At 70.1% G+C, this 13,345-nt stretch carries 14 protein-coding genes and 1 pseudogene; 8 read left to right on the top strand and 7 right to left on the bottom strand.

Annotated features, from left to right (window positions below; translation table 11 throughout):
• Window positions 1-362 precede the first annotated feature (362 nt).
• The 4 genes from KR546_RS14660 to KR546_RS14675 all read left to right on the top strand — a co-directional run bounded on the left by KR546_RS14660 (window position 363) and on the right by KR546_RS14675 (window position 4,236).
• Entirely contained in the window at window positions 363-1,841 is a 1,479-nt protein-coding gene (locus KR546_RS14660) for a glutamate-cysteine ligase family protein (RefSeq protein ID WP_238445469.1), read from the top strand.
• 39 nt (window positions 1,842-1,880) lie between these two features.
• A complete protein-coding gene (locus KR546_RS14665) occupies window positions 1,881-2,384 on the top strand; it encodes a GNAT family N-acetyltransferase (protein ID WP_238445470.1) in 504 nt (167 codons plus the stop codon).
• 341 nt (window positions 2,385-2,725) lie between these two features.
• Complete coding sequence (locus KR546_RS14670) at window positions 2,726-3,403, top strand: AMIN-like domain-containing (lipo)protein (protein WP_238445471.1); 678 nt, start codon at window positions 2,726-2,728, stop codon at window positions 3,401-3,403.
• Entirely contained in the window at window positions 3,382-4,236 is an 855-nt protein-coding gene (locus tag KR546_RS14675) for a class F sortase (protein WP_238445472.1), read from the top strand. Before KR546_RS14670 ends, KR546_RS14675 begins: the two co-directional genes overlap by 22 nt.
• A gap of 59 nt (window positions 4,237-4,295) precedes the next feature.
• Here KR546_RS14675 and KR546_RS14680 read toward each other — a convergent pair.
• Window positions 4,296-4,514 (bottom strand): annotated as a pseudogene (locus tag KR546_RS14680) (IS30 family transposase); the annotation flags it as partial.
• Between the two features lie 476 nt (window positions 4,515-4,990).
• On the opposite strand from KR546_RS14680, the gene KR546_RS19780 reads away from it, so the two are divergent.
• Together KR546_RS19780 and KR546_RS14690 are read left to right on the top strand one after the other, a co-directional pair.
• Window positions 4,991-5,683, top strand: a complete 693-nt coding sequence (locus tag KR546_RS19780; protein ID WP_238445473.1) for an LGFP repeat-containing protein — start codon at window positions 4,991-4,993, stop codon at window positions 5,681-5,683.
• A 159-nt stretch (window positions 5,684-5,842) separates the two neighbouring features.
• Entirely contained in the window at window positions 5,843-6,130 is a 288-nt protein-coding gene (locus tag KR546_RS14690; protein ID WP_238445474.1) for a hypothetical protein, read from the top strand.
• A gap of 394 nt (window positions 6,131-6,524) precedes the next feature.
• Here KR546_RS14690 and KR546_RS14695 read toward each other — a convergent pair whose 3' ends face one another.
• From KR546_RS14695 to KR546_RS14715, 5 genes are all read right to left on the bottom strand, one after another.
• Window positions 6,525-6,827 (bottom strand): hypothetical protein, encoded by a 303-nt coding sequence (locus KR546_RS14695; RefSeq protein WP_238445475.1) that lies wholly within the window; start codon window positions 6,825-6,827, stop codon window positions 6,525-6,527.
• Between the two features lie 69 nt (window positions 6,828-6,896).
• Window positions 6,897-7,250, bottom strand: coding sequence for a hypothetical protein (locus tag KR546_RS14700; RefSeq protein ID WP_238445476.1), 354 nt, complete (start codon window positions 7,248-7,250; stop codon window positions 6,897-6,899).
• 77 nt (window positions 7,251-7,327) lie between these two features.
• On the bottom strand, window positions 7,328-7,735 hold the full coding sequence (locus KR546_RS14705; protein ID WP_238445477.1) for an ester cyclase: 408 nt from the start codon (window positions 7,733-7,735) through the stop codon (window positions 7,328-7,330).
• A 12-nt stretch (window positions 7,736-7,747) separates the two neighbouring features.
• Window positions 7,748-8,149 carry an ester cyclase gene (locus tag KR546_RS14710; protein WP_238445478.1) on the bottom strand — a complete coding sequence of 134 codons (402 nt, stop codon included), beginning with the start codon at window positions 8,147-8,149 and terminating at the stop codon, window positions 7,748-7,750.
• Between the two features lie 63 nt (window positions 8,150-8,212).
• On the bottom strand, window positions 8,213-11,077 hold the full coding sequence (locus KR546_RS14715; protein WP_338019162.1) for a helix-turn-helix transcriptional regulator: 2,865 nt from the start codon (window positions 11,075-11,077) through the stop codon (window positions 8,213-8,215).
• Between the two features lie 320 nt (window positions 11,078-11,397).
• Here KR546_RS14715 and KR546_RS14720 point away from each other — a divergent pair, with 320 nt between their 5' ends.
• Window positions 11,398-11,625 carry a hypothetical protein gene (locus tag KR546_RS14720; protein WP_238445480.1) on the top strand — a complete coding sequence of 76 codons (228 nt, stop codon included), beginning with the start codon at window positions 11,398-11,400 and terminating at the stop codon, window positions 11,623-11,625.
• A 1-nt stretch (window position 11,626) separates the two neighbouring features.
• On the top strand, window positions 11,627-11,968 hold the full coding sequence (locus tag KR546_RS14725; RefSeq protein WP_238445481.1) for a DUF1036 domain-containing protein: 342 nt from the start codon (window positions 11,627-11,629) through the stop codon (window positions 11,966-11,968).
• 76 nt (window positions 11,969-12,044) lie between these two features.
• On the opposite strand, the gene KR546_RS14730 is transcribed toward KR546_RS14725, so the two are convergent.
• Entirely contained in the window at window positions 12,045-13,235 is a 1,191-nt protein-coding gene (locus KR546_RS14730) for an MFS transporter (RefSeq protein ID WP_238445482.1), read from the bottom strand.
• Between the last annotated feature and the right edge of the window lie 110 nt (window positions 13,236-13,345).

The raw sequence follows: 13,345 nt of genomic DNA on the forward strand, positions 1-13,345 counted from the left end.
ATCGGCCGCCGGGTCGGCCTGTGGCGGCGAGCAGCAATCCCGCGGCGAGCAGGGCAGCCATGCGGGCGCGGGGGCGGGTCACGGAGCGGGTCGCCGGGGCGGGGGGTGTCGTGCGCATCGTCGAGATCCTCTGGTCGGGGTCCTCACCATCGACTACGCACGCCCAGGCCAAGACGTTCATGCCCGATCCGGACCGGTGCCCAGCGTCCGGGGGTGCTCCCACGACGCGGGGCACCCGTCGGCGGGGTCCGCGGCCGGGGCCAAACACTTCGGATCCGCGTGGTGGCCCGCCTACCATCGGCCGGGCCGGCGCTCCGCCGGTGCCTGCGGGCCGGTGCCCGCGCCCAGCGAGTGGAGTCCCCATGGGCCAGGAGATCGAACGGACCTCCTTCACCAACGAGGACCGCCAGCGCTATCGCAACAAGGTCAAGGCGAACCTCGCCGCCCTGCACCGGATGCTCGAACAGGACCGGTTCGAGCGCGAGCGCAAGCTGGCCGGGCTCGAGATGGAGTTCTACGTCGTCGACCACGAGGGCAACCCGGCCAACGCCAACCACGAGCTGCTCAGCCTGCTGGCCCACGAGGACTTCCAGACCGAACTCGCCCAGTTCAACATCGAGTTCAACCTCGCCCCGCACAAGCTGTCCGGGACGGTGTTCCGCGAGATGGAGGAGGAGCTGCTCACCTCGTTCACGTTCGCGCAGCGTCGCGCGGGCGAGATCGACGCCAACGTGGTGATGATCGGCATCCTCCCGTCGCTCAACGACCTGTCCATCGACGAGCAGACCCTGTCGGACGCCCCGCGCTACCGCGCCCTCAACGAACAGGTCCTGGCCGCCCGTGGCGAGCACGTGCTGATCGACATCGAGGGGCGTGAGCACCTGCGGGTCGAGGCCTCCTCGATCATCTGGGAGGCCGCCGCCACCTCGACGCAGCTGCACCTGCAGGTCTCGCCGGAGGGCTTCGCGCCCGTCTGGAACGCCGCGCAGGCGATTGCCGGCGCCCAGGTCGCGGTCGGCGCGAACTCGCCGTTCTTCCTGGGTCACCAGCTGTGGCACGAGACCCGCATCGCGGTCTTCGAGCAGGTCGTGGACACGCGGACCGAGGAGCTGCAGGCGCAGGGCGTGCGTCCCCGGGTCTGGTTCGGCGAGGACTGGATCAACGACGTCACCGACCTGTTCGACGAGAACGTCCGGTTCTTCCCGGCCCTGCTGCCGCTGCTGGACGACGAGAACCCACTGGAGGAGCTCGACCGCGGCGGGGTCCCCCACCTCGGCGAGCTCAACCTCCACAACGGCACGATCTGGCGTTGGAACCGGCCGATCTACGCGGTCGCCCGGGGCAAGCCCCACCTGCGGGTCGAGAACCGGGTCCTGCCGGCCGGGCCGACCATGGTCGACGCGATGGCCAACGCCGCGTTCTACTACGGGCTGATCCGTGGCCTGGTCGAGGCGGACAAGCCGATCAGCTCGCAGCTGTCGTTCTCGGCCGCGCAGTCCAACTTCCGCGCCGGCGCCCAGTTCGGGCTGGAATCGAACCTGTACTGGCCGGGCGTGGGCGAGGTGCCCGCTCCCGAGCTGATCCTGCGGACGCTCCTCCCGATCGCGCACGCCGGGCTGGATGCCTGGAACGTCGACCGGCGTGACCGGGACCACTACCTCGGGATCATCGAGCACCGTTGCCTGCGTCGGATGAACGGCGCGATCTGGCAGATCGACACGTTCGCCGACCTCGCCGACGAGGTGCCGGACCCCGGGAAGCGGTTGGTCGCGCTGACCAATCGCTACATCGACCACATGACCTCCAACGAGCCGGTCCACACCTGGCCGCGGCGCCGCTGACGGCGCGTTCCGGACGGCCCGCGACCGCTGGAGGTCCTGATGCCCGACGCCCCGGCCCTGTCCGGCGACGAGCCGTTCGTCCCGGACGACTTCGATCCGGCGACGGACCTGGACCATCCGTCGTTCCGCCTGCGGCCACTGGCCCGCGAGCACAACGCTCGTGACCACGACGCGTGGATGGGGTCCATCGACCACATCCACGCCACGCCCGGCTTCGAGGAGTCCTCGTGGCCCCACCCGATGTCCGCCGAGGAGAACCTCCGCGACATCGAGCAGCACCGGGACGACTTCCGCGCACGCACGGGGTTCACGTGGACGGTGCTGGAGCCGGGTGGTCCGGCCGAGGGGGCCGACGTCATCGGGTGCGTCTACGTCTACCCGGACGACCAGCCCGGGTCCGACGTCCGGGTCCGGACCTGGGTCCGCGAGGACCACGCCGACCTCGACGTCCTGCTGGCGACAACGGTGCGGAGGTGGTTGGAGGACGACTGGCCCTGGCCGCCCGACCGCATCCGCGACCACCCGCGCGACCTCGCGGACTGAACGAAGCCCGCCCCACGTGGCCGCCACCAATTCGGTGACCCGGCCGGACCCCGCGTTCTGCCTCACACGACGTCCACAGCCGCCAGGCCGAACCCGGACTTCCGCGGGATGCCAGATCTTGGCGGACCAGCTCGAAACCCTCTGATGGCGAGGGGAATACCCGTGGGTTCGATTGCCTCACGCCGGCCCGGCATCTCGTTGCAGATCGATCCTTGCCGGGGGTTGGCCGAAACATTAGGGTTCCCTGCAGCAGCGACATCGTCGAAGGCGGCTGTTCGGTTGGCCACGGCGTCTCACCTTGGCTGGCGTGGCCTGTCGTCGACCCGAGGTGGGAGCACTCCATGAGCGGACGGGGACAACGATCGATTCGCACGACGGTGGCGTCCGTCGTGGCCTTGGCGATGCTGGTCGCGTCGGCCACGTCTTCGGCGGCCCAGGACGTGGCCCTGCTGTCAGGCGACGGGACGACCGAGCCCAGCCAGGCGGAATCAGTTGGCGACGACCTCAAGACCGTGGTGGACGTCGAGGCCGAACGCTTCGACGGGTTTGACCGGGTGACGTTCACCTACGCCGGTGATGGCCAGCCCGGCTGGTTCGTCCTCTACGAGGATGAACCGATGTCTGACGGCAGCGGACTGCCGATCGACGTCGACGGGGACGTCGGGCTGCGGGTCGTGCTGACCGGCATCGCCTTGCCACCAGACGCCACGGCCGTGACGTTCGAGGACGACGTGGCCGGCCCAGACGGCGGGATCGTCAACGAGGTGGTCAACGACGGCATCTTCGAGGGCCACCACACCTTCGTGATCGGCCTGGACGACGAGGTGCCCTACCGCATCGGGGTGGTCGACGATCCGTCCCGGGTCGTGGTCGAACTGGTCCATGACGTCCCGGCCGGTGGGGTCGCGACGGGGCAGGGCGGAGGCCTGACCCAGAACGGCTGGGTGTTCGCGCTGTCGGCGGTCGGCCTGGTGTTGCTTGGTGCCGCTGCCTTGACGTGGCGCCGCCGCATCGGCTGAACCGGGTGCCCCCTCGCCCGCCCGCCACCCATCAGCGGCTGACGAGCGCCCAGCCGCTGGTCGCTGCCGCACTGTTCGTGGCCGGCATCGCCACACTGGCCGCCGCCATGGTGGTGTCAGCCGCTCCGGCCACACCGCCGGGCGACGTGCCGCACGCGACGACCCCAGCGCCACCATCGCCGATTCCCGACACGGAGCGGTCTCGGTCTGGGCGCGACCCGACCGCCGGACCCGCCGTTGACGGCAGCCCCACCGCCGGCCGGTCACCGGCGACGTCTCCGTCTGCCGCGCGGTCGACGTTGGCGGACGGGAGTGAAGCAGCAGCGCCAGTCGTACCGGTGGCACGACCTGTCACCGTGGAGATTCCGACAATCGGAGTCGAGACCTCGCTGGTCGACCTCGACCTGGACCAAGGTGGCCGGCTCGAGGTGCCCGACGATCCTGCCCGAGCGGGCTGGTTTGTCCGAGGCCCCAAGCCGGGTGAGGACGGCCCGGCCGTCATCGCTGGCCATGTCGACTCGCGGGTCGGCCCAGCGGTGTTCTGGCGACTGGGTGAACTGGGACCGGGCGATCGGATCACCGTCCACGACGCCGATCGCAGACAGCGTGTCTTCGTCGTGGACCGGGTCGAGCGTTGGCCCAAGGACGACTTTCCCACCGACGCCGTGTACCGCCAATCCCGCGGATCCGAACTCCGCCTGGTCACCTGCGGCGGCACCTTCGACCGGGACACCGGCCACTACAACGACAACGTCATCGTGTTCGCAACGGCGGCTCACCAACCCGAGAGCAGCCCAGTCGCGCCATCCGACGAAGGAGGCAATGACCACTGATATCTGGGGCTATCCGAGGTTTGCCGGTGACCACCAAAGTGACGGGAACGGGTGCGCATTCAACGGGTCGCTGCAACAGCCTCGGTGAACTTCTCTGATGGTGTCATGAACTCCAGCGTCTTGCGCGGTCGGCCGTTGAGCTCGGCCGCAACCGCGTCGAGGTCGTCCTGGGTGTAGGGCTTGAGGTCGGTACGGCGGGGGAAGTATTGGCGCAGCAGCCCGTTGGTGTTCTCATTGGTGCCGCGCTGCCACGGACTCTTCGGATCACAGAAGTAGATCTGGATGCCGGTGTCGATGGTGAAGCGGCCTGCCGAGGCCGACGACCGGGCCGTCCTCCACCACGTCGGCGGACGTGATCCCCTCGAGGCGATCGAGGGGGGGCTGCCACCCGGCGATCCGTTCCTGCAGATCGCTTCGATGCTGCGGCGTCGAACCCTCGGGGGCAGGAACCGAGCGTCCCACGGTCGAGATGCCACTGAGTCCTCTGCCTGCTGAGCGCGCTGGATGATGCCGCGCCGATGACGGGCCGTGGCCAGTCCATCGTTGAGCTTCGGGCTCTCGACTGCCCCGTCGAGAACGCCGCCAAGGGGCCCACTACGGAAATAGCTATTGACGATGTCTCCTTTGCGCACCTAGGGTTCAACGATGAGACGTCCGTCGCCGTCACGTGGGGATTGGACTCGTCCACCGGCGCTGGTCCAAGGGCGTCAATGCCGCAAGGGCACTTCGACCAATCCTTCGAAAGGTCATCGACGTGGGCTTCAAGGTGTACGGCGCGATCGGCGCGAAGTGGGCGAGCCTCGGCGGCGCCAACGGGTTCCTCGGAGAGCCTCTTACCGACGAAACGGGAACGCCCGATGGCATCGGACGCTACAACCACTTCAGGGGTGGCTCCATCTACTGGACAAGCGGGACCGGCGCCGCAGAAGTTCACGGCGCAATCCGTGACAAGTGGGCATCGCTGGGTTGGGAGCGCTCCAGCCTGCGGTACCCGATCGAAGACGAGACCGGCATGGGCGATGGCAGGGGCCGCTACAGCAACTTCATGGGCGGCACCATCGTGTGGACGCGAGAAACCGGTGCAATGATGATGTACGGGGAGGTATCGCCGAAGTGGATGCGGGAGCGTTCGTGGATCGGCTACCCGATCGAGGACGAGAAGGTCGCTCCGGATGGCCGCGGCCATTTCATCCACTGCCAGCACGGCTCGATCTACTGGTCCCCTGAGACGGGTGCTCATGAGGTGCATGGCGCGATTCGCGACAAGTGGGGGCAACTCAGATGGGAACGTGGCGCCCTCGGGTACCCGACCAGCGACGAGTTCCAGGACGGAGACCGCCGGCGCAGCAACTTCGCGGGGGGATTCATCACCTGGTCCAGCGCCACAGGCGCCGTCGCGTCCGTCTCGCTTGAAGGAGACGTGGTCCTCAACCCGGTCAGCGACTGACCGCGAGGCAGCACCCATACTCGCGGATATCCCACAGTTCGCCAGGGGGATCGAGAACGGCGTCCGAAGTGTCGAGATCCACCGCTCTGTCCACTTTGCCGGCACGCGCGGAATCCCCTCGCACCTAGCATGGCCAACGACCGGGCCATTGGGACTGACGTGAGCTGGGACGTCTTCGTGCAGGACATCCCCCACAACGCGAACCGTCCGAAAGACATCCCGGGCGACTTTCAACCGACGCCACTTCAACTTGACCGAGCCTCGGTCGTCCGTATCGCCCACGCCCTCGACATCGGCACGATCAACGACAGCGACCCCGAGTTGGTTCGTTGGGAAGGGCCTGGCTTCGACATCGAACTCAACATGCCGAGCGATCCGGTTGCCCACTTCGCGATGCACTGTCGAGGAGACATCGCCGCGTGCCGGCAGGCGCGACCTCGTTGGTGAAAGCGTTGGACGTGCGCGCCTTCGCGGTGGAGGACGGCGTGATCATCGGGTGACCGTGCCAGCCGGGGCTCGCCGACCAAGCCTCGGTCATCCGGGCCACCTCGATGCCCCGGACCCATCCCTCTCGTAGCCAGCGCTCAGTCCACTCTCGAGCACGCCGTTCGAGCCGCGGGGCACAACTGAGTTCGGCCGTGCGTGAGAGCCTCGGGGGTGCTGCGGCTCTCATGTGTCGATCGATCGTCCACTCCGTGACCCCGAACGGGATGACGCCGACCCCGGCTACGAAGCGGTCACGACCGGGAGGATCCCGCCAGCCCAAGTCAGCTGGCTGCGGCCAATGCCAGCTGGCCCACCTCGGGCCGTTGACCCATCAATGGACAGGGACCGTGCTCCATCACGCAATGAGCAGGTAGACGGCACAGGCAACGATCGCAACTCCGACGACGAGGATGACCTTCTCGACCGTCGCATCGTGCTGCAAGCTGCGGAAGTTGAGGACGAGGCCGGCGAGACCGACGCTCGTCACGATGAGCGTGGCGGGCACCGCGTAGGTCCATCCGCCGAAGACGGCGACCGCCAGCGCTGCGTACGCGACCCCGAACAGCGCTGGCGGCCGGTTCCCCGTGATCCCGAAGCGTCCGACGACGACGCCGTGCAGCAGCGCGTTGACCACGAGCAGGAGACCCAAGATCGTCATGGCTCATCCTCTCATGGCGCGTCGTGCCGCACGACGTCGACCCGTCATCCACCCCGAGGGCGGACGGCGTCAGTCGACGCCGAAGAACGCGAGGAAGCTCTCGCAGTCGGTCCACGGGACGCCGGGGAACGGCGCCGTCGGCGCCACGACGTGGCCGGCCTCGGTGAGCAGCGCCTGCCCCGCCGGCCCGAAGTGGACGTTGGTGTGGTGTGCACGCAGCGACAGCGGCAGGTTCCCTGCCAGGTCGACGCACTTGCGCGCGTCGAGCAGGACCGGTTCCTCACCACTGAAGTCCACCTGCGCGTCGAGGACCAGCACGTGGGGATGCTCCGGAAGTGCGTCGTGTTCGTCGGCCGTGGCCGCAACCGCCTGGCTGATCAGCACCAGCGCGATGGCGCCAAGAAGGGCCAGTCGTCGTTTCATCTTCTCTCCCTTTCCGTGCGGGACCATGTGTCCCACGAGGTCTGTCGCGAGGTGGCGGTCCTCGTGCGGTCCGGCGCTTAGGCGGCGGCCGGCATCGCCCCGAGTTGCTGCATGAGGCCGACCATGTCGGCCTCCCCGCGGTGTTCGACGAGCTTGTCGCCGACGAAGCGATCGAAGTTCATGAAGGTGATCGAGACCTGCTTGCCGGTCGGCGGCATGCCCATGAACTCGCCCGTGTGCGTGCCGGCGAAGCGGCCGCGCAGCACCACGCGGTCATCGACCTCGATGATCTCGTCGATGGTGTGCGTCGCATCGGGGAAGGCGGCGAACATCATCTGGCCCATCCCCTCCCACTCGTCGGCGGTCATCGGTGGGCCGCCCGAGATGACGGCGGTGAACCCCGGGGCGAGCAGGTCGCGGATCGGCGCCAGGTCGTGGGCGTCCATCAGGGCGAAGACCCGTCGAAGCGTGTCAGCATTGGACATGGTCGTGCTCCTTCAGGCAGATGCCGGCGCGACGAGCGCACCGATCTGTTCTGCGAGGTCGGGTGTCGAGAACGGGTCGTCCTCGACGATCTTCCCGTCGGCCAGGCGGTAGTAGGTGAGGCCGCGAAGGGAGATCTGCGTGCCAGCCCCGTCGCTCATCTCGCCCGCGAAGCGCGCGACGACCGCGTCGCCCTCGGCGACCAACTCCTCGATGTCGTAGCGACGATCCGGCAGCGCGGCCACCAGCGCGGCGATCATCCCCTTGAAGGTGGTCAGGTCGGTGTCGAACGCCCGGTTCACGTAGTCGGGTGCGAGCAGGTCGTCCATGCGATCGAGCTCACCGGCATCCAGCACCTCCTTGATGAACCGCCGGACGACGTCCTTGTTCCCCTCGACTGTTCCTGGTCCTGTCACTGCCTCTCCGTCCACGAGCGGATGTGTGAGGCACGAGCGTGCTCCCGGTGGACGGCGGAGACATCACTCGTTCGCGCGATGTACCTCGGCGGCGAGCGCCACCCGGTTGGTGACATCCAGCTTCGCGAAGACGTGCCGGAGGTGCGTGTTCACCGTGTGCGGCGAGACGTACAGCCGCTTGGCGACAGCACCGTTGGTGAGCCCCTCGGCGACGAGCTTCGACACGGTCTTCTCGGTCGGGGTGAGGCTGTCCCAGCCGCGGGTCGGGCGCTGCCGCGGGCCGCGCACCGCTGGCCGGGCGCCGAGGTCCCGCAGCCGTGCCCGGACGCGTCGCGCCCAGGCGTCGGCGCCGGCCTGCTCGTGGCGCTCCAGGGCCTCCGACAGCAGGTCCGCGGCCTCGGCCCGCCGACCGTCCCGGGCCAGCACCGTGGCCGCGTCCTCGCATGCACCGGTGTGCTCGAGGAGGAGCGGCGTACCGCGGGCCAGCGCGACCGCCTCGAGCAGCGGCTCGACCTCGTCGTCGACCAGGCCTCGGCACCGCAGCGCGAGGCTGCGCACGGTCGGCACCTCGGGTGCCAGGGCGACGCCAGCCTCGACGGTGTCGGCCACCTCGGCGGCGACGTCACGGTGGCCGAGCGCACGCGCGAGGCGGACCAGGTCGGGGGCCAGGCAGCGGTGGTAGTAGCGGTTGTCCCGCCCGGCGTCGAACCGCCAGCACCGCAGCAACACCCCGTAGGCGACGTCCGGGTCACCCTCGGCCGCGCGCAGCCCGGCCACGGCGAACGCCAGGATCCCCGCGTTGTAGGCGAGCTGGTCGGCCTGCAGCGCCGCGGTGAGCGGGGCAGCCAGTTCGTGGGCCGCACGGAGGTCGCCGGTCCCCGTCGCGATGATCGTCCGGTAGGCCAGCGACTGCGTGGTCAGGAGCGGGTTGCCCTTCTCCTCGGCGGCCTGGCCGCCCGCGATCAGCCCCGGCAGCGCGTCGTCCCACTCCCCGAGCACGAACGCGGCCTGGGCGTCGGCCATCAACGTGTCGGAGAGCCACCAGCCCGACCCGAACTCGCCCTCGAGCGTCTGCCGGAACGCGGCCCGCGCCTCCGAGATCAGGTCGCAGTCCACCAGTGCCAGGCCGAGCATGAACGTCGGCTGCAGCGGCAGCGACGTCATGTCGTGCGCCGCCGCGGCCACCGCGGCGGCGCGCCGGGCGTGCGCCAGCGCCTCGTCGAAGCGGCCCTGCCTCCCCACCGCGACGAGCAGCGCCGTCGAGGCCCAGACCGTCATCGCGGCTTCGCCCGACTGCTCGGCGATGGCCAGCGCCCGGGCGGCGGCCGACTCACCTGCCCGGGGATCGTCCCCGTACGTCAGGGCCCAACTCCGCTGGGCCAGCATCCACGCCCGTTCGGAGGGCCGAAGCCGGGCACTGGCCAGGCTGGTCTCCACGAGGGCGATCAGTTCCGCGCCCCGGTTCTGGAGGGCCAGCGCGGCAAGGAGCCCGAGCCGCAACGGCGTGTCCACCTCGTCGGGGTGCGGCCTGGCGAGCACCGCCTCTGCGCGTGTGGACGCCTCGGCAACCTCGCCGGCACGCAGCAGGGCCTGCACCACCTCGGTGGCCACCCGGTCGGCGTCGCGATGACCCTCCGGCAGCAGCGACTCGACTCGACGAACGAGCTCGAGGCCCACCGCCGGCGACCGCGGCGATGCCTCGCGGGCAGCCTCACGCAGCCAGGCCATGGCCTGCTCGTCACCCCGCTCCGATCCGAGCATCAGGTGGTGGGCCACGTCGAGGTGATCGGCGCCCGCAGCCATGAGCGCCTCCGCCGCCTCCCGGTGCAGCAGCCGGCGCGAGGGTGGCGGCACGTGCTGGTACACGGCGTCGTGCACGAGCTGGTGCCGGAACACCACCCGGTCGCCGACCTCCTCGAGGAGCCGGGCCTCGAAGGCCTCGCGCAGCTGCCCGACCACCTCGGGCGGTGACCGCCGGCTGACGGCGGCGACGTCACGCAGCGAGACCGCATCGCCGAGGACCGCCGTGACCTCGAGCAACTCGAGTGTCGTCGTCGGCAGGTAGCGGAGCCGGCGGACGACGAGGTCAGCCAGGGAATCCGGCAGCTCGAAGGTGGTCGGCTCGACGCGTTCCCCGACGCGGTGCAGCATCCCCCCGTCGGCGAGCGAGCGCAGGAGCGCCACGGCCCACAGCGGGTTGCCGCCGGTCGTGGCCAGCATCTCGGCCAGCCGTGGCCCGGGCGGCGCCCCCACGAGGGTCCCGGCGAGCGCGGCCAGGTCCTCAGGCTCCAGCGGTTGGGGTTGCAGGGTTCGTGCGCCGTGGGCCACCAGGTCATCGACCAGCCTGGCGACCTCGGCCGGCAGCGGCGAGGGGCGGGACGAGACCACGACGAGGATGGCCGCCAGCGTCAGCTGTCGGACGATGGACAGGATCGTCCACAGGCTGGCACGGTCCGCCCACTGCAGGTCCTCCGCGACCAGCAGCACGGGACGGTCGGCGGACGACGCCTCCACCAGGTCGACGATCTCCTCGACGATCCGGTACTGGACGTCCTCGATCAGCCCTGCCGATTCGCCCGTCAGGAGCGCGCCGACTGCCGCCCTGCGGGCGTCTCCTGACCGACGGTCGAGGCCCAGCGCCGAGGCGATCACGCCGAACGGGCGGGTGCGCTCGAAGGGGTGGGCCCCGCCCCGGAAGACGGTCACGCCATGCGACCGCGCCTCGTCGACGATGCATTGCACGAGACGGGTCTTGCCGATGCCGGCTTCGCCGTCGAGCACGAGCACCGATGCCTGCCCGCCCACGAGCTCGCCCACCGCTCGCGCGATCACGGCGAGCTCCGCCGTCCGTCCGACGAGCCCGTTGCGCGAGGGTTCGAAGGCATCCGCCACACGTGAGGGTTCCGACATCCCGCAAGCCTCCACCATCACGGCACCGAAGTCCAGCGCGGTGACGAGGAGAGGGTGGCCGCTCTCGACCACTGTCGAGCCTCGTGGCACCGGCTGGCGCCATCCGGCGCTGCGCGGGTGTCATCCTCTTCCCCGAACCTGCGCCTGGGTCCAGGCGTGACGACGGTGACCGGGGTCAGCCCCTGGAGGGGCCAGCCCTGTATGACAATGGCTATTGACAGACGTGGGGCCCCTGTGCGAGAGTCGTGGTCCGGCGGGTCGCAGATCCACGGGGGACCAGCGGCCCGCCGGGCTCCCCACGCGGGAGCCCCAGGTTCACTGCGGACAAGGACGGTCAGATGCCCGACCAGGACGACCTGTACCGGACCCTCGATGCCGACGAGGTCGAGGCACTCGGGCCCATGCCGGCCGACGAGGGCGTGAGCCCGACGACCGACCGCGACGGCCGGACGGCCAGCCTCACCGCGGAGGTCCACTCCCCGGGGGTCGTGCACCAGTCGTCGGGCGAACACCACGATGACGACGACCCGTTCCCGCCACCCCGCAGCCTGACCGAGGAGGACTGACATGGCGGTCTACGTGCGAAACGACGGCAACGCGCGGATCTGGTTCGCCTTCGCGTACCACTTCCCGAACTGTGACGGCGAGAACTGGGCGAAGCAGGGGTGGTGGGAGATCCCGCCGGGTGGCACCGTGACCGTCCGGGGCGGCGCGTCCAACGGCGCCAAGTACTTCTGGTACGGCGAGACCAACACCGGGCTCCAGTGGGCCGGCGACCTGTTCACCTGGCTGCCCACCAACGTGTTCGACTGGTGCTGGACGACGTCGAGCACCAACGCCTCACTGCGCGGGATGCGGCGGCTGGACGTGCCGTGGTCGAGCGTGAACCACACCCTCGTCCTCCGCTGACACCCGATGGCGTGTGACGGGACGAGCGAGGTGACCCGCGCACTCGGCGCCCCGTTCGCCGGGGGACCTGGCGTCGTCAGCCGGAGCCGGCCTCGTCGTGCCCATGGTGACCGTGCGATCCGAGGCGATCGATGCTGGAGGGGGGCACCGCGGCGACCAGCAGGGCCGGGGCGGCCGCGGCCAGCAGGGCCGGGGACCGATCGACGCGGGTGACCACCAGGCCGAACAGGCTCGGTCCGACGATGAACCCGGCGGCGATGAACACGATCGCAAGCGTGAACCCGGCGGTGGGGCCCTCGCGGAAGACCCGGTCGCTCCACATGACCACCAGGGCGAACCCCGTGGTGAACCCCACGCCGAACAGGGCGGCCGACGCCAGGGCCGCGGCCAGGGACGTGGGCGCCACGAGAGGCACCAGGGTCGATCCGGCGAGGACCGCGAGCATCGCCGCGAGCGGCCAGCGCAGCCCGTACCGGTCGGCGATCCCGCCGCCGTGGGCCCCCGCCGCGGCCCCGGCGAGGCCCAGGACGGTCCACATCGCCGCCCCCGTCCATGCGGGCAGGCCAGCGTCCTGGGCCGTGTCGGGCGCGTAGGCGAAGTAGGCACCAGACGTGATCGATGCGCCGAGTGCCACGACGAACAGTCGCGCCGACCGAGGGTTGAGGAACCACCGCGGGTCAGGCGGACCGTGGTCGAAGACCGGACCCTCGACACGTGGGGTCAACACGCGCCAGGCCACCACGGCGGCGAGCAGCCCCATCGCGGCGAACGCCCACCACACCGGACGCCACCGGTCTCCCGCCACCAGGACGAGGCCGCCGGCGACCACCAGGCCGACCGGTGAACCCGCGTTCACCAACGCAAGGGCACGCCGGCTCCCGGACTTCGGGACCTGGAGGTCGACCGCGTCCGAGAACGGCCCCCAGGCACCGCCGGCACTCGTGCCTGCGGCGACGATCCCCACCACGAGCAGCGTCGGGTCCGACGCAACGGCGGTCAGCATCGCGCCGCCTGCCAACAGCAGGCACCCGGCCACGACCGGAATGCGGGGCCCGAGACGGGACGTCACGACGCCGGTGACGACGGTGGCGACCAGGTATCCCGCCTGGGCGGCACTGGCGTAGAACCCCAGCACGTCGAGGGACAGGTCGAACTCGGCGCGGAAGATCGGTACGAACAGGCCGTACGCCTGTCGCCCGATCCCGTAGGTGGCCACGAGTGCCAGCAGACCGACACCTCCGACGCGGGAGGATTCGCTGATCCGCACGGCCACCCTTCCACCGCGGTCGACGAGGACCCGCCGATTCTCGTGGTCGGTCGACGATCACCGGCACGCCGTTCGCCACCTCATCAGCCCGCCGGAGGCAAGTCAACCAC

The sequence above is a fragment of the Salsipaludibacter albus genome, from assembly GCF_019798055.1.
GTDB lineage: Bacteria > Actinomycetota > Nitriliruptoria > Nitriliruptorales > Nitriliruptoraceae > Salsipaludibacter > Salsipaludibacter albus.

What these genes read in the sequence shown, in the direction of transcription:
- KR546_RS14715 (WP_338019162.1), bottom strand. Translation starts at nt 11,077, where the DNA reads ATGGTGGAGGCTTGCGGGATGTCGGAACCCTCACGTGTGGCGGATGCC.
- KR546_RS14660 (WP_238445469.1), top strand. Translation starts at nt 363, where the DNA reads ATGGGCCAGGAGATCGAACGGACCTCCTTCACCAACGAGGACCGCCAG.
- KR546_RS14705 (WP_238445477.1), bottom strand. Translation starts at nt 7,735, where the DNA reads ATGTCCAATGCTGACACGCTTCGACGGGTCTTCGCCCTGATGGACGCC.
- KR546_RS14725 (WP_238445481.1), top strand. Translation starts at nt 11,627, where the DNA reads ATGGCGGTCTACGTGCGAAACGACGGCAACGCGCGGATCTGGTTCGCC.
- KR546_RS14670 (WP_238445471.1), top strand. Translation starts at nt 2,726, where the DNA reads ATGAGCGGACGGGGACAACGATCGATTCGCACGACGGTGGCGTCCGTC.
- KR546_RS14665 (WP_238445470.1), top strand. Translation starts at nt 1,881, where the DNA reads ATGCCCGACGCCCCGGCCCTGTCCGGCGACGAGCCGTTCGTCCCGGAC.
- KR546_RS14700 (WP_238445476.1), bottom strand. Translation starts at nt 7,250, where the DNA reads ATGAAACGACGACTGGCCCTTCTTGGCGCCATCGCGCTGGTGCTGATC.
- KR546_RS14720 (WP_238445480.1), top strand. Translation starts at nt 11,398, where the DNA reads ATGCCCGACCAGGACGACCTGTACCGGACCCTCGATGCCGACGAGGTC.
- KR546_RS14695 (WP_238445475.1), bottom strand. Translation starts at nt 6,827, where the DNA reads ATGACGATCTTGGGTCTCCTGCTCGTGGTCAACGCGCTGCTGCACGGC.